Annotated in this window: 15 protein-coding genes; 11 read left to right on the top strand and 4 right to left on the bottom strand. The window is 69.8% G+C overall.

Going from position 1 to position 15,197, the window contains the following annotated elements:
• The first annotated feature begins 37 nt into the window (after positions 1-37).
• The 3 genes from H0B56_RS22000 (at position 38) to H0B56_RS21990 (ending at position 2,265) form a co-directional block, all read left to right on the top strand.
• Positions 38-877, top strand: a complete 840-nt coding sequence (locus H0B56_RS22000) for a phosphatidate cytidylyltransferase (protein WP_343064004.1) — start codon at positions 38-40, stop codon at positions 875-877.
• Positions 878-911: 34 nt separating this feature from the next.
• The gene (gene rlmN / locus H0B56_RS21995; protein ID WP_180895032.1) at positions 912-2,036 is read left to right on the top strand and encodes a dual-specificity RNA methyltransferase RlmN; all 1,125 of its coding nucleotides are present in this window, start codon (positions 912-914) and stop codon (positions 2,034-2,036) included.
• Positions 2,037-2,106: 70 nt separating this feature from the next.
• A complete protein-coding gene (locus H0B56_RS21990) occupies positions 2,107-2,265 on the top strand; it encodes a hypothetical protein (protein ID WP_180895031.1) in 159 nt (52 codons plus the stop codon).
• A 58-nt stretch (positions 2,266-2,323) separates the two neighbouring features.
• Here H0B56_RS21990 and H0B56_RS21985 read toward each other — a convergent pair whose 3' ends face one another.
• Positions 2,324-2,593 (bottom strand): DUF2631 domain-containing protein, encoded by a 270-nt coding sequence (locus tag H0B56_RS21985; RefSeq protein WP_343064003.1) that lies wholly within the window; start codon positions 2,591-2,593, stop codon positions 2,324-2,326.
• 109 nt (positions 2,594-2,702) lie between these two features.
• On the opposite strand from H0B56_RS21985, the gene dxr reads away from it, so the two are divergent.
• The 8 genes from dxr to map all read left to right on the top strand — a co-directional run bounded on the left by dxr (position 2,703) and on the right by map (position 11,676).
• The gene (gene dxr, locus H0B56_RS21980) at positions 2,703-3,941 is read left to right on the top strand and encodes a 1-deoxy-D-xylulose-5-phosphate reductoisomerase (RefSeq protein WP_180895029.1); all 1,239 of its coding nucleotides are present in this window, start codon (positions 2,703-2,705) and stop codon (positions 3,939-3,941) included.
• Positions 3,942-3,943: 2 nt separating this feature from the next.
• Positions 3,944-5,182 carry a M50 family metallopeptidase gene (locus H0B56_RS21975; RefSeq protein WP_343064002.1) on the top strand — a complete coding sequence of 413 codons (1,239 nt, stop codon included), beginning with the start codon at positions 3,944-3,946 and terminating at the stop codon, positions 5,180-5,182.
• 206 nt (positions 5,183-5,388) lie between these two features.
• Positions 5,389-6,543 (top strand): flavodoxin-dependent (E)-4-hydroxy-3-methylbut-2-enyl-diphosphate synthase, encoded by a 1,155-nt coding sequence (gene ispG, locus H0B56_RS21970; RefSeq protein ID WP_089302404.1) that lies wholly within the window; start codon positions 5,389-5,391, stop codon positions 6,541-6,543.
• 92 nt (positions 6,544-6,635) lie between these two features.
• Positions 6,636-7,472 (top strand): helix-turn-helix domain-containing protein, encoded by an 837-nt coding sequence (locus H0B56_RS21965; protein WP_180895027.1) that lies wholly within the window; start codon positions 6,636-6,638, stop codon positions 7,470-7,472.
• A 2-nt stretch (positions 7,473-7,474) separates the two neighbouring features.
• Complete coding sequence (locus H0B56_RS21960; RefSeq protein ID WP_180895026.1) at positions 7,475-7,876, top strand: VOC family protein; 402 nt, start codon at positions 7,475-7,477, stop codon at positions 7,874-7,876.
• Positions 7,877-8,010: 134 nt separating this feature from the next.
• On the top strand, positions 8,011-8,865 hold the full coding sequence (locus H0B56_RS21955) for a GNAT family N-acetyltransferase (protein WP_180895025.1): 855 nt from the start codon (positions 8,011-8,013) through the stop codon (positions 8,863-8,865).
• 73 nt (positions 8,866-8,938) lie between these two features.
• The gene (locus tag H0B56_RS21950; protein ID WP_180895024.1) at positions 8,939-10,753 is read left to right on the top strand and encodes a penicillin-binding transpeptidase domain-containing protein; all 1,815 of its coding nucleotides are present in this window, start codon (positions 8,939-8,941) and stop codon (positions 10,751-10,753) included.
• 65 nt (positions 10,754-10,818) lie between these two features.
• Positions 10,819-11,676, top strand: a complete 858-nt coding sequence (map, locus tag H0B56_RS21945) for a type I methionyl aminopeptidase (protein ID WP_180895023.1) — start codon at positions 10,819-10,821, stop codon at positions 11,674-11,676.
• Positions 11,677-11,715: 39 nt separating this feature from the next.
• On the opposite strand, the gene H0B56_RS21940 is transcribed toward map, so the two are convergent.
• The 3 genes from H0B56_RS21940 to H0B56_RS21930 all read right to left on the bottom strand — a co-directional run bounded on the left by H0B56_RS21940 (position 11,716) and on the right by H0B56_RS21930 (position 15,124).
• Positions 11,716-13,113 (bottom strand): mycothione reductase, encoded by a 1,398-nt coding sequence (locus H0B56_RS21940; protein WP_180895022.1) that lies wholly within the window; start codon positions 13,111-13,113, stop codon positions 11,716-11,718.
• Positions 13,114-13,387: 274 nt separating this feature from the next.
• The gene (locus H0B56_RS21935) at positions 13,388-13,822 is read right to left on the bottom strand and encodes a DUF6319 family protein (RefSeq protein WP_180895021.1); all 435 of its coding nucleotides are present in this window, start codon (positions 13,820-13,822) and stop codon (positions 13,388-13,390) included.
• Between the two features lie 123 nt (positions 13,823-13,945).
• On the bottom strand, positions 13,946-15,124 hold the full coding sequence (locus H0B56_RS21930) for an NAD(P)/FAD-dependent oxidoreductase (RefSeq protein ID WP_180895020.1): 1,179 nt from the start codon (positions 15,122-15,124) through the stop codon (positions 13,946-13,948).
• Positions 15,125-15,197: the final 73 nt, after the last annotated feature.

The raw sequence follows: 15,197 nt of genomic DNA, 5'->3' as shown, positions 1-15,197 counted from the left end.
GTTGCGCAATCGCAGCTAGTCGGTGGGTGAGGCGGTCGTGACGGTGCAGGATCAGGAACGCAAGACGTCCCGCGCTGGACGGAACTTGCCGGCGGCGATCGCCGTCGGTGTCGTGCTCGGGGCGGCGATCCTCGCGTCCCTGCTCGTGCAGCGGCACTTCTTCATCGTCGTGGTCTCCGCAGCGCTGCTGATCGGGACGGTCGAGCTCGCGCGCGCGTTGCGCGAGGCGGCGACCATCCGCATCCAGCTCGTACCCGTGCTCGGCGGTGGCCAGGCGATGATCTGGCTGAGCTGGCCGTTCGGCACAGAGGGTGTGCTGGTCGCGTTCGCGGCGACCGTGCTGATCTGCCTGCTGTGGGGGCTGGCGCGGGGCGCGGAAGGCTACGTCAAGGACTCCGCGGCATCGGTACTCGTCGCTGCCTATGTCCCCCTGTTCGGCGCGTTCGCCGCCATGCTCGTGCTGCCCGCGGACGGCGTCGGCAGGGTGATCGCGTTCATGCTCGGCGTGATCGCGTCGGATGTCGGTGGCTACGCGGCAGGCGTGCTCAGCGGCAGGCACCCGATGGCCCCGTCGATCAGCCCGAAGAAGAGCTGGGAGGGGTTCGCGGGTTCGCTGCTCGCCGGGATGGCCGTCGGCGCGCTGACCCTGCCGCACCTGCTGGACGGCCAGATCTGGCACGGCGTGCTGTTCGGCGCGGCGATCGTGCTCACGGCGACACTGGGCGACCTCGTCGAGTCGGTGATCAAGCGTGATATCGGCATCAAGGACATGGGCACGATGCTGCCGGGGCACGGTGGGTTGATGGATCGCCTCGACTCGTTGCTGCCCTCAGCCGTAGTGGCCTGGTTGCTGCTCGGGCTGTTCATACCGGCGTAACGCCGTATCGGGCGAAGTGGGATGCTGGGGGGTGATGACCTCGCTTCCGCTCGTCTTCGACGCCCCCCGCCGCGGCATGCCGCCGCGCCACCTCGCTGACCTCGCCATGCCGGCGCGTGCCGAGGCAGTTGCCGAGCTGGGGGAGAAGCCGTTCCGCGCGAAGCAGCTGTCCCACCACTACTTCTCCCGGCTGACCACGGACGCCGCCGAGATGACCGATATACCGGCCGGCTCGCGCGCCGAGCTGGTCGAGGCCCTGATGCCGCGGTTGCTGACCGAGATCCGGGCATTGGACTGCGACGCGGGAGCCACGCGCAAGACGCTGTGGCGGGCGCACGACGGGACGTTGCTGGAGAGCGTGTTGATGCGTTACCCGGGCCGGGTGACGCTGTGCATCTCCAGCCAGGCCGGTTGTGGGATGGCGTGCCCGTTCTGCGCGACCGGCCAAGGGGGGCTGGACCGGAACATGTCCACGGCCGAGATCGTCGACCAGGTACGGTCAGCCGCCGCGGTCATGCGGGACGGCTTGATGCCCGGCCCGGAGGGTGAGCCGCGCGAGGGGCGGCTGTCCAACGTCGTGTTCATGGGCATGGGCGAGCCGCTGGCCAACTACAACCGCGTGGTGGAGGCCGTGCGCCGCATCACGGAGCCGGCGCCGCGGGGACTGGGTATCGCGCAGCGGTCGGTGACCGTGTCGACGGTGGGACTGGCACCTGCCATGCGCAAGCTCGCCGACGAGGGTATGCAGGTGCGCCTGGCGCTCTCCCTGCACGCGCCCGACGATGAGCTGCGCAACGAGCTGGTACCGGTGAACAACCGCTGGCCGGTCGACGAGATCCTCTCCGCGGCGCGCTACTACCTGGACCGCACCGGCAGGCGGATCTCCGTGGAGTACGCGCTGATCAGGGACATGAACGACCAGCCGTGGCGGGCGGACCTGCTGGCGTCGACCCTGCGCGAGCATCTCGGCCACCTGGCCCATGTCAACGTCATCCCGCTCAACCCGACGCCGGGCAGCAAGTGGGACGCCAGCCCGAAACCGGTCGAGCAGGAGTTCGTCCGCCGGGTCAACGCCGGAGGGGTCACCTGCACCGTGCGCGACACGCGCGGCCAGGAGATCGCGGCGGCCTGCGGGCAGCTGGCAGGCAGCGAGCAGTAGCCGAGCGGCAGCGCCGTGGCGGCACGTGCTCCGGCTGTCACGGCGCTGTTCGTCGCGCTACCGTAGAGACATGGACAGATATGTGATTGAAGTCACCGACGCGGAGCTCTCCCTGCTGACCGCGGCTCTACGGTCGTACCTTGCCGACTTCGGTCACGACGAGGCGGACCTGCAGCGGTCGGTCAAGGATCTGCTGGCCAAGCTGCCGGACCCGGAGCCCGCAGGCTGAGGCCGGGGCTCACGTGGTTCGGCGGGGCATCGTTCTCCGGCAGGGTTCGCGGCGAGGCTCAGTGGCGCCAGGGGGAACGCTGCCTGCGCAGGTCCCACAGCAGGCCTGCCATGATGGTCAGCGCGGTGAGCACGAGGATGTAGTTCTCGATGTTGCTCTCGTGCGGGCCGTTGAGCATGCCGAGCAGGATGATCGCGACGATCCAGCCCGCGAGCTGCCTGCCCTTCGGGAACGTGCCGTGCCAGCCCCACTCCGCCGAGGGCTCGTCGCGGGGGTCGACCTGGGCCACTCCCGTCCCGGGCCGGTGCTCGAGCTCCGTACTCGCCACCACGTTCTCCTCCTGCCTGGATATCACTCTTCTCGGGGTCGATGATCCCACACCGTTCATCGGTGGCTGGCTGAGGCTCCGCCACGGGCATCGGCGACAATAGGACGCGATGACGTCATCCGACCTCGCAGACCCGTCTCACGCAGGCGTGCGTACCGTTCTCGTGCTCGGTTCCACCGGGTCGATCGGAACCCAGGCGCTGGATGTCGCCACGCGCAACCCCGACCTGTTCCGGGTCTCCGGGATCGCCGCGAGCGGCAGCGACCCGGCCGCCCTCGCGGCACAGGCCATCGCCCACCAGGTCGACGCGATCGCGGTGATCAAGCCGACTGCCGTCGAGGACGTGCAGCTGGCCATCTACACCGAGGCGCAACGCCGTGGATACGCCATGGGGCGGTACCGGATGCCCCGTATCTTCGCGGGAGCGGGGGCGGTGCTCGAGCTGATCGACGCGATCACCGTGGACGTCGTGCTCAACGGGATGCCCGGGTCCGCGGGGCTGGCGCCCACGCTGCGCGCGCTCGGCACCGGGGCGTCGGTGGCGCTGGCCAACAAGGAGTCCCTGATCGCGGGCGGTCCGCTGGTGCTGGACGCGGCGGCGCCGGGGCAGCTGGTTCCGGTGGACTCGGAGCATTCGGCGCTGGCGCAGGCGCTGCGCGGCGGCCGTGCCGAGGAGGTCGAACGGCTGGTGCTGACCGCATCCGGCGGTCCGTTCCGCGGCCGCAGCCGTGCCGAGCTGGCCGAGGTCACCGTCGAGCAGGCGCTCGCGCATCCCACCTGGCAGATGGGCCCGGTGGTGACCGTCAACTCGGCCACGATGATGAACAAGAGCCTCGAGCTCATCGAGGCACAGTTGCTGTTCGACGTGCCGAGCGAGCGCATCGACGTGGCGGTGCACCCGCAGTCGATCGTGCACTCGATGGTGACGTTCACCGACGGTTCCACGCTGGCGCAGGCGAGCCCTCCGGACATGCGCCTGCCCATCGCGCTCGCGCTGAACTGGCCGCGCCGCGTGCCCGGCGCCGCGCCGGCGTGCCGGTGGGACACCGCGACCGAATGGACCTTCGAACCGCTGGACGGCGAGGCCTTCCCCGCGGTCGAGCTCGCCAGGCACGCCGCGCGGGTCGGTGGGTGTGTGCCCGCGGTCCTCAACGCCGCGAACGAGGAGATGGTGGCGGCGTTCCTGCGGCAGAACACCAGCTTCACCTCGATCGTGGACACTGTGTCCGAGGTGGTCTCCGTGGCGGACGGCTGGCACGGTCGACCGCGTGACATCGACGACGTCCTCGCCGCCGAGGAATGGGCGCGTGCGCGCGCCACCGAGCTGAACCGTCAGGGAAGGGACTAGGAGTGCTCGCCTACACCATCGGGGTCGTGCTCTTCGCGCTGGGCATCTGCGTATCCATCGCACTCCACGAGGCCGGGCACATGTGGACGGCGAAGAAGTTCGGCATGCAGGTGCGCCGGTACTTCGTCGGCTTCGGCCCCACGCTGTTCTCCTTCCGCAGGGGAGAGACCGAGTACGGCGTCAAGGCCGTCCCGCTCGGCGGCTTCTGCGACATCGCGGGCATGACCGCGCTGGACGAGGTCAAGCCGGAGGAGGCCAAGCGCGCGATGTGGCGCTACCCGGTCTGGAAGCGCACGGTGGTGCTCGCGGCGGGCTCCGGCATGCACTTCCTCATCGGCTTCCTCGTGCTGCTGGTGATGGCGGGCTCGCTCGGCCTGCCGAACCTCGACGGGGACCCCAAGGTGCAGGCGGTGTCCGAATGCGTGCGCGACGTCCAGGACCGCGAGCAGCTCGCGGAGTTCGACGAGCAGGCGTGTGGTCCCGGTGACCCGGCCCCCGCGAAGGAGGCCGGTCTGCGGTCCGGGGACGTCATCACCGCCGTCGACGGCGAGCCCGTAGCCGACATCGGCGAGACCACCTCGCTGGTGCAGGAGCGTGAAGGGCCGACCCCGATCACGGTCGACCGGGACGGGACCACGGTCGAGACCGTGGTCGATGTCGAGCGCATCCAGCGGCCGAACCTGGACGAGGCCGCCGTCGAGGAGGGGGCGCCCGAGACGGTGACCGTCGGCATGATCGGTGTCGGGTTCGCGCAGTACCTGCAGTACAGCGCCGTCGAGGCCGCCCCGGCCACGGTGATGTTCACCGGGGACATGTTCCACCGCACCTGGAACGCGCTGTTGCGACTGCCGGAACGGATCCCGCTCGTCGTGGAGTCCATCTTCGGCGCCGAGCGCGACCCGAACACGCCGGTGAGCGTGGTCGGGGCCAGCAGGCTCGGTGGCGAGACGGTGCAGCAGGGGATGTGGGAGGTCTTCTTCCTGCTGCTGGCAAGCCTGAACTTCTTCGTCGGGATCTTCAACCTGCTGCCGCTGCTGCCGCTCGACGGTGGCCATATCGCGGTGACCTGGTACGAGCGAGCGCGGGACTGGTTGCGCAAGCTACGCGGCAAGGCCGCGGGCGGTCCGGTGGACTACTCCAAGCTCTCCGCGGTGACCATGGTCGTGATCATCATCGGCGGCGGTTTCGTGTTGCTCACCGTCACCGCCGACATCGTCAACCCGATCCGCCTCACCGACTAGCCGTAGCCGCCCCAGGGGTGGGAGCCGAATGTGACATCGGGCTCCTTCTAAGGAACCGCGGTCACCTTCGGCTCCCACCCGGCCCGGTGGGTTGCGTTGCTCACATCTCGGCGGCGCTGTGCAGGACCGGCCATGGCGGCGGCACGGTATCGTTCGGGTAGCACCTCGTCACCACAGGACGCGCGACGCAGAATGCAGAGGACTCGATGTCGGTCGATCTTGGCTTGCCCACCAGCCCGCCACCCGTACTCGCGGAGCGCCGCAAGACCAGGCAACTGATGGTCGGCCCCGTGGGGGTCGGCAGCGAGCACCCCGTGTCGGTGCAGTCGATGACGACCACCCAGACCTCGGACGTCAACGCCACGCTGCAGCAGATCGCCGAGCTCACCGCGGCCGGCTGCGACATCGTCCGGGTAGCCTGCCCGCGCCCGGAGGACGCCGAGGCGCTGCCGGCGATCGCGCAGAAGTCCAAGATTCCCGTCATCGCCGATATCCACTTCCAGCCCCGTTACGTGTTCGCCGCGATCGAGGCCGGTTGCGCGGGCGTGCGTGTCAACCCCGGCAATATCAAGAAGTTCGACGACCGGGTCGGCGAGATCGCCCAGGCCGCCAAGGACCACGGCACGCCCATCCGCATCGGGGTGAATGCCGGCTCGCTCGACCAGCGTCTGCTGCAGAAGCACGGCAAGGCGACCCCGGAAGCGCTGGCCGAGTCCGCGCTGTGGGAGGCGGGCCTGTTCGCCGAGCACGACTTCCACGACATCAAGATCTCGGTCAAGCACAACGACCCGGTCGTGATGGTGCGCGCCTACGAGATCCTCGCCGAGCAGTGCGACTACCCGCTGCACCTCGGTGTGACCGAGGCAGGCCCGGCTTTCCAGGGCACGATCAAGTCCTCGGTGGCCTTCGGCGCGCTGCTGCGGCAGGGGATCGGCGACACGATCCGGGTGTCGCTGTCGGCGCCGCCTGTGGAAGAGGTCAAGGTCGGCACGCAGATCCTGGAGTCGCTGAACCTGCGCCCGCGCAAGCTGGAGATCGTGTCCTGCCCCTCGTGCGGGCGTGCGCAGGTCGACGTGTACAAGCTGGCCGACGAGGTCACCGCGGGCCTGGAGGGCATGGAGATCCCGTTGCGGGTGGCCGTGATGGGCTGCGTGGTCAACGGTCCGGGGGAGGCGCGTGAGGCCGACCTCGGTGTTGCCTCGGGCAACGGCAAGGGACAGATCTTCGTCAAGGGCGAGGTGATCCGGACCGTGCCCGAGCACCAGATCGTCGAGACGCTGATCGAGGAAGCGATGCGCATCGCCGAGGAGTCCGGCGAGTCCATCGGTGACGGCGAACCCACCGTCACCGTCACCTCCTGACCCGCCGATGTGCTGAACGACGCTTTCGATCCACGAGGCGGACCGAAAGCGTCGTTCAGCACACGCACTGGGGTGGCGCTTAGAGTGGGTGTGTGAGTGGCGAGTTCGTGGTCGGCCGGCCGCACCCGGGGTTGCGTGGGTACGTGTCGCGCTACATCGGCTACCGCCAGGACGGGACCCTTCCTGCTGTGCATCGCGGCCTGCCGTCGCGCCACATCGTCGTGGTCATCAGCCTCGCGGAACCCGTCCACGTCATCTCCTCGCCCGATGGCCGCTCGTCCTCGGCCACCTTGCAGGGGCTGGTCGGCGGGATGCAGTCCGGCCCGGCGCTCATCGGACAGACCGACCACCAGTACGGACTGCAGCTCGAGCTCGACCCGCTCGGAGCCCGCGGCCTGCTCGGCGTCAGCGCCGAGGACCTCTCGGGTGCCGTTGTCGAGCTCGGCCGCCTGCCCCGCCCCGCGCTGGCAACCCTGCCGGATCGCCTGGCGAGTACGACCGGCTGGCGGCAGCGCTTCGCGGTGCTCGACGAGGTGCTGCTCGGTGTGCTGGTCGAGACCGTCCGGGCCGCCCCCGAGGTCGAGTGGGCCTGGTCGCGCCTGCTGCGTGCGGGTGGCCGTACCCCGGTGCGCGCGCTGGCAGGCGACGTTGGCTGGAGCACCCGCCACCTCGGTGAACGGTTCCGCAGGGAGATCGGCCTGGCACCGAAGCAAGCCGCGCGGGTCGTACGGTTCGAGCGGGCGAGCACGGCGCTGCGGCGCAGGCCGCGCACCGCGCTCGCCGATCTCGCCGCGGAGTGCGGCTACTACGACCAGGCACACCTGACCCACGAGTGGCGTGCGCTCGCCGGTTGCACACCGGGCACCTGGATGGCAGAAGAGCTCCCGTTTCTCCAAGAAAGCATCCCGGGGCCGGACTCAGACTGGTGACCATGACGAATGGACCACAGATCACCGTATGGCCGTGCCTGCGCTACGACGACGCGCCGGGCGCGCTGCGCTTCCTGGTGGACGTGTTCGGATTCACCGAGCGCCTCGTCGTCCCCGCGGAGGACGGGGACATCAGCCACGCCGAGCTGGGCTGGCCGGAAGGGGGAGCGGTCATGTTCGGCACGACCCGGCACAAGCGGGGGACGGCGCACGATGTGATGCGCTCGGGGGTCACCACGGTGTACGTGGTGACCGACCACGTCGACGAGGTACACCAGCGCGCCGTGGCCTCCGGGGCCGATATCGCGACCGAGCTGCACGACACCGACTTCGGGTCGCACACGTTCACCGCTCGCGACCCGGAAGGCAACCTCTGGACCTTCGGTACCTACCGCGGGGCGTGAAGCCGCCGAACCGGGTATAGGGGAAGGCCGAATGACGCTTTCGGGTCCACGAGACGGGCTGAAAGCGTCATTCGGCGCCGGGGTAACGGGGTGATCGCTACCCGCGCATGCGGGTTGTCTGGCAGGCTTAACCCGTGTTGCGGCTTGCAGGGACACGATTGCTCGAGGACCGGGACTACTCCGTTGTGGATGCCGCGTTGTCGGCCGACCCGGTCAACTCATGCATGGTCAGCGCGCGGGTCGAGTCCGCGGGCCTCGACCCGTTACGGCTGGGTGGGGAGCTCTGGGCGGCCGACTCCCGGCCGCTGTGGCCCGGACGCCTGCAGGGCCTGTGCTTCTCCGGGCCGAACCTCATCCCGCTGTCCGGCAACGCGGCCGCGTTGCGCTCGTTCGCCGAGCGGGCGCTCCGGCGCGCGCGTACCTGCTCGTCCGTGGTCGGCCCGGCCGAGCAAGTGCTGGGACTCTGGGACGAGCTGGCCGAGGAGTGGGGACCGCCGCGTGATCTGCGATCGCCCCAACCGCTTCTCGCGCTGGACCGTGCCCCGGCCACGGCTGTCGACCCGAGCGTGCGGCGTGTGCAGCCGCACGAGCTGGATCGCTACCTCCCGGCAGCGGTGGCGATGTTCATCGAGGAGGTCGGTGTCGACCCGCGGCACGGCGACAACGGCATGAACTACCGCGCCCGAGTGGCCGAGCTCATCCAGAAGGGCAGGGCGTTCGCCCGGTTCGAGCACGGTCGCGTGGTGTACAAGGCCGAGATCGGGGCGCTGTCGTCGCGGGTCGGTCAGATCCAGGGTGTGTGGGTGCCCCCGGACCGCAGGGGAGAGGGACTGGCCACAGCGGGCACCGCCGGCGTCGCTGCCGTCCTGGTGCGCGAGCTGAACCGCATCGCCAGCCTGTACGTCAACGAGTACAACTCGGCGGCCCTTTCGGTGTACCGCAAGATCGGGTTCCGCCGGGTAGGGGAGTACGCGACGGTGCTGTTCTGACACCCGCCCGCGGCGTGCCCGGAAAACGCGACATGTCACCGCACAGCGACCGCGACGGGCATACTGGGGCACCGTGCGATCGACAACACGCGTGCTGGCCGTCGCGACCGTACTCGGTGTGACCGCCGGATGCGGGATCTTCTCCGACCCTGCCGGTGACCGGGCCGAGGAGTTCTTCCTCGCCGTCGCGGATGGGGACGTGTCCCGTGCCGCCGAGCTGACCGACGCTCCGGAACGCGCGTCTCGGGTGCTGGACCAGGCGCTGGAGGCTTTGGAGCCGGAATCGATCGAGGTGTCCGTCGAGGAGTCGCAGGACGTCCCGGACTCGGCGAGCAGCTCGGTCGACTACGAGCTGACCTGGCACCTCGGCGACGAGCGGACGTGGAGCTACAGCGCATCGGCGGAGCTGGTCGACTCGGATGACGGGTGGCGTGTGCGCTGGACACCGGCCGTGCTGCATCCCGACCTGGCTCCGGAACACACGATCGCCCTGCTCGAGATGCAACCGGAGCTGGCGCCGGTGCTCGACAGGGACGGCAGGGAGCTGCTGTCCGCGCAGCGAGTGACGTCGGTGCTGCTGGAGGTAGACAAGCTCGATGACTCCGGTGGCCTCGAGCAGGCGGCCAGCGGCCTGGCGAGCGAGCTGTCCCGGTTCGACGAGGAGATCACCACCGAGTCGATCATGTCCGGTGCCGGGGACACCGAGGACGGCGAGCCCTACGTTGTCGCTGCGTTGCGGGAGGACGACTTCCAGGCCGTCGAGGAAACCATCGCCGGCATCCCCGGGGTCCGGTTCACCTGGCAGGAGCGATTGCTCGCGCCGGAACGCGACTTCGGCAGGGCCATCCTGCCGCCGCTGCGCAGGATGGTCGAGGAGCGCGCGGCCGAGCGGTCCGGCTGGCGGGTCATCACGCTCGACGCGGTGGGCGCCGAGGCACGGGAGCTTGCTTCGGAACGACCCGAGCCGGTCGAGGCAGTCGACAGTACGGTGCTGTTGCCTGCGCAGTCGGCTGCCGAGGAGGCGCTGGAGGAGGCGAGCACACCGGGTGCGCTGGTCGCGATGGACGTCTCGAGCGGTGATCTCCTGGCCGTCGGGCAGAACTCGGCCGCCGACGAGCACGGGCCCATCGCGCTGACCGGACAGTACCCCCCGGGGTCCACCTTCAAGATCGTCACAGCCGCGGCAGGGATGTCCGCGGGAGAGGTACACCCGGACGGCGAGGTCGACTGCCCCGGCTCCACGGCGGTCGGCAGCAGGATGGTGACCAACGACGACGAGTTCGACCTGGGAACAACGGACCTCACCACGGCGTTCGCGCGGTCGTGCAACACCACCTTCGCGCAGCTGGCCGCCGAGCTGGACGACGACGCGTTGCCGGACACCGCTGCATCGCTCGGCATCGGAGCCGAGTTCGATATCCCCGGAACGGACGTGTTCACCGGCTCGGTTCCGGAACCGGAGAACGTCGCCGAGCGCGCCGAGAACGGGTTCGGCCAGGGAACGGTGCTGGCCAGCCCGTTCGGTATGGCGCTGGCAGCCTCGGCGGTGGCGAACGGGAGCACCCCGACGCCGTCGGTGATCGACGGGCCGGACACCGAGGTCTCCGGCCTCGGTGACCCACTGGACACCGAGGTCAACGGTGCCGTGCGCGACCTCATGCGCGCGGTGGTCACCGACGGCACGGCCGGTGAGCTGGACGCGCTGGACGGGGTGCACGGCAAGACGGGGACGGCTCAGTTCGGCGACGGTTCCGACGCACACGGTTGGTTCGTCGGTTACCAGGACGATCTCGCGTTCGCGGTGTTGCTTGTCGGAGGCGGCAGTTCCCAGCCCGCGGTTGAGGTGACCAGGAACTTCCTCGAGGGGCTGCCGTCGGCAGTGCCGTGACGTGCGGGTGTTGCGTAACCAACGGCCACACGACCGAGCCGGTACGGGCGTCGTAGGGTGGTGACATGCCGATGCGTGAGCCCTTGAAGCCTGGAGTGCAGACTCCGCGCCGTCCGGTGCCGGAGTCGATCGTCCGTCCCGAGTACGTCGACAAGCCCGCCCCCCGCGCGGAGCCGGGTAATGGCGTGCGTACTCCCGAGGTGATCGAGGCCATGCGCGTCGCGTCGCGTATCGCCGCGCAGGCACTCGAGGAAGGGGGTAAGGCGGTCAAGCCGGGAAACACCACCGATGACGTCGACAAAGTGGTGCACGAGTTCCTGATCGACAACGGTGCCTACCCCTCCACCCTGGGGTACCGGCATTTCCCGAAGTCGTGCTGCACCTCCCTCAACGAGGTCATCTGCCACGGGATCCCGGACTCGACGGTGATCCAGGACGGGGATATCTGCAACATCGACGTCACCGCGTTCATCGGCGGTGTGCACGGCGACACCAACTGCACGTTCCTTGCCGGAGATGTCTCCGAGGAGGTTCGGCTGCTCGTGGAACGTACGCACGAGGCGACGATGCGAGCGATCAACGCGGTGCGGCCCGGCAGGCAGCTCAACGTCATCGGCAGGGTGATCGAGTCCTACGCGAAGCGGTTCGGTTACGGCGTCGTCCGTGACTTCACCGGGCACGGTGTGGGACCGGCCTTCCACACGGCCCCGACCGTGCTGCACTACGAGGAACCCGCGGTGACCACGGTGATCGAGGAGGGCATGACCTTCACGATCGAACCGATGATCACGCTCGGCACGATCGACTACGACGTCTGGGAGGACGACTGGACGGTCACCACCAAGGACAAGAGGTGGACCGCCCAGTTCGAGCACACGATCCTGGTCACCGAGTCGGGGGCGGAGATCCTGACGCTGCCCTGACGCGCGGGCAGGACCCGGCCCAGGGTGCAGCGGTGCCACTCAGCGATTCAGTGGCAGGTTCAGCAGCGCGTTCTCGATCAGCTCGGGCATGGCGGGGTGGATCCAGTACTGGCCGCGTGCCATCGAGGACGCGTCCAGCCCGAAGCTCATGGCCTGGACGAGCGGTTGGATCAGCGTCGGCGCTTGCGGGCCGATGATGTGGGCTCCGAGCAGCAGGCCGGTGTCCGGGTCCGCGAGCAGCTTGGCGAAGCCGGTTGTGTCCTCCATCGCCCAGCCGTATGCGATGCCCGCGTAGTCCTGGTTCGCCACCACGTACGTCAGGCCTTGCTCGCGCGCCTGCTGCTCGGTGACTCCGACGGTGGCGATCTGCGGCGAGGTGAAGACGGCGTGCGGGATGACGCGGTGGTCGGCCGGCTCCGGCTGGTGCGGGTTCAGCAGGTTGTGCTGCACGACGCGCGCCTCGTGGTTGGCGACGTGTTTGAGCTCGTACGGCGAGCTGAGATCGCCAAGCGCGTACATCCCCGGCACCGAGGTGCGCTGGAACTCGTCGACCGCGACGTAGCCGCCTGCCGTGGTGTCCACGCCGGTCGCGGCGACGTCGAGCAGGTCCGAGTTGGGCTGCCTGCCCGTGGCGACCAGCACCAGGTCGGTGTCGACGGTCTCGCTGCCGTCCGGCCCGTCGAGCTCGAGTGCGGCGCCGGACTCGGTGCGGTACACGGACCGGAGCGCGCGGTGCAGCCGGAGGTCCCAGCGCTGCGCGGCTAGTTCGGTGAACCGGCTGCTGACATCGGCGTCCTGCGCGCGCAGCATGGCTCCGGAGCGTACGACGACGGTCACGTCCGCACCGAACGAGGCGAAGACGTGGGCGAACTCGGCGGCGATGAAGCCGCCCCCGAGGATGGTCACGCGCTCCGGAACCTTGTCGATCCGCATGACCGTGTCCGATGTGTGGTAGCCGACCGTGGACAGCCCGGGGACATCGGGCACGGTCGGCCGGCCACCCGCGCCGAGTACGAAACGGTCGGCTGTGATCACCTCGTCGTCCGTCCCGTCGCTCGGGCGCACGCGCAGCGTCCGCTCGCCGACGAAGCGCGCCTCGCCCTCGTAGACGGTCACGTGCGCGTTGTCCGGGTGGGTGTGCCGGTAGTCCCTGCCACTCGCCGCGATCGGATCGATCCGGCCGAAGATCCGGTCGCGGACATCGGCCCAGTGCACTGCGCGCAGCTCGGCGTCGACACCGAAGCGGGCGCTGGTGTCGGTGGTGCGCGCGACGTCGGCGGTGTGCACGAACATCTTGGTGGGGATGCACCCCACGTTGAGGCACGTCCCACCGAACACGCCCTTCTCCACGACCGCCACTCGCCAGTCGGAGAAGCGGTCATCGAGGATCGAGTTCGCCGAACCGGTCCCGATGATGATCAAGTCGTAGTGCGTCACAGTGTCGTCAACTCCGTGCGGGCGTTGTGCATTCCTGCTGTGCAGCACGCGTCCCGGAGCAGCAGAGGGCACGGTGCCGGGCCGGGTGGCAGCCGAGCTTGCACCAGCGCGTCGGGCGCGCCGGCAGACCGCGTCGGGCGCGCCGGCACACCGCGTTGGGCGCGCGATTCGCATCCGGCGGAGCCGCGCGGCTCCGCCGGGGTGTGCCTGTGCCGTACGGAAGCTCCGTGAGCCGGTCGGGCGGGTGCCGCTGCGGTCGGCACGCCGGACCGGCTCAGGTGTCCAGCTCGGCCAGTGCCTTCTTGGCCTGCTCCAGCTCCGCCTCCAGCTCGGCCACCTTCGCCTGCTGCTGCTCGCGGGCGGCGGTGATCACCTCGTCGATCGGGCCGGACAGCTCGTCGTGCAGTTCGTTGGCCGCGCGCGAGACGGCCGCGGCGGACACGTCGACGCCCCGGGCGACCCACGTGCTGCCGTGCTTGAGCTCGGCCTGCCATGTCCCGTCGGCCGTGCCGGTGACGGTCAGCGTGAGCTGGACGGTTCGGGTCTTCTTCGCCGTGGTGCCCTTCTGGCGTCCGCGCTTGGCTCCCGCCTGCTCACCGTTGCCGCCTGCCTGGCCGGATGCTTCCCCGGAGGCGCCGGATTCCGGGGTGGTTGCGGTCGCTTCGGACGCGGTGTCGCCCTGCTGCTGGGTGTCGGGTTCCACGGTCATAGTGGTTGTCGTCTCCTCGCCGGATGGGTACGTTGGCCGCGCCAGAGTATAGAACACCCGTTCGGTATGTCCAGGAGGAGCACGGGCCGGGCCCGTCGGAGTGGGTGCGGCAGCCGGACGGCTCTACTGCTCGCCGGGTCGCCGGGCGGGTGTGACCGGTCCGGTACCGGCTGCGTGCCGGAAGCGGTCCGGCCGGAAACTCGCGAGTAGCGGCGACGCCTGCTCGTCCAGCACCTCACCCGCGGCCAGCCGGGCCAGCAGTGGCGCCAGTGTGATTCCGCTGTGCGTGGCGATGACGTAGAAACGCCGTGTCTCGCCGTCGGCGAAGCCGGCGACCGTGAGCCCATCGGCGGGCAGTGCCCGTCGCCCCACGCGCAGCGCTTCGATCGTGGCGAACTCCCCGCCGGCGAGGACCTCGCCGAGCCGCTGGATCAGGGTGTCCGCGGGTGGGGCAGCGGCGTCGCCGACGGCTGCCGGGTCGGCTTCGGTGCCGGCGTCCAGGTCGAGTCCCTGCATGACCAGACGTCCGCCCCCGTCGGGGCGGACGTTGAGGCGCGGTGTGGTCAGCACGCGAGACAGCCGCACCGGTAGCGGACGCGTGTAGGCGAGCAGCCCCAGATTCGCGCCACCCGGCTGGGTGGCCTCGGCCATGGGCACGGTGCGATCCGCGGTGGCCACGAGCGCCTCGGTCCACCGGCCCGCGCAACTGATGACCCGGTCGAACCGGTGGCTCTCGCCGCCGTCGAGACGCACGTCGACTCCCCGCTGGTGCGGTTCCACCGCGGTGACCACGGCCGGGAAGAGCAACCGTGCGCCGCACTCGCGGGCCTGGCCGAGCAGGTGGGCAAGCAGCACCGCGGGTAGCACGTGCCCCTCGCCGGGGAAGTAGGCGATCCGCTCGACATCCTCCGGCACGCGCACATCGGGTTCGAGGCGGCCGACCTCGTCGTGAGTGACCCAGCGACACGGGTAACCGAGCCGGTCGAGCCGTGTTACCCGGCGTTCGAGCGTGGCACGGCCTTCCGGGTCACCCGCCCACGCGACGTTGCCGGTGGGGAAGTACCACGGGGCTCCACCGGGGAAGCCGGCCGCGAGCCGTGCGTGCTCGAGGCATCCCTCGACATTGAGCCGGTGGTAGATCTCAGGGTGTTTGTCGTGCGAGTTGAGCCACGCGAACGACGTCCCGGACGTCCCGTCGCCCGGATGCCGCTGCTCGAAGACGGTCACCGTCGCGCCCCGCACCGCCAGGTCCCTGGCTACGGCCGCGCCGACGACTCCGGCGCCGATCACCGCGACGCGCATCGCGCGTTCCTCGGCTGTCGCCGGGCGGGTCCGTCACGTGCCGTGGTTGCCTCGACCATTCCGGCAGGCTACC

The organism is Haloechinothrix aidingensis, from assembly GCF_013450155.1.
Classification (GTDB): domain Bacteria; phylum Actinomycetota; class Actinomycetes; order Mycobacteriales; family Pseudonocardiaceae; genus Haloechinothrix; species Haloechinothrix aidingensis.
This window is presented reverse-complemented; position numbering and strand designations above follow the sequence as displayed.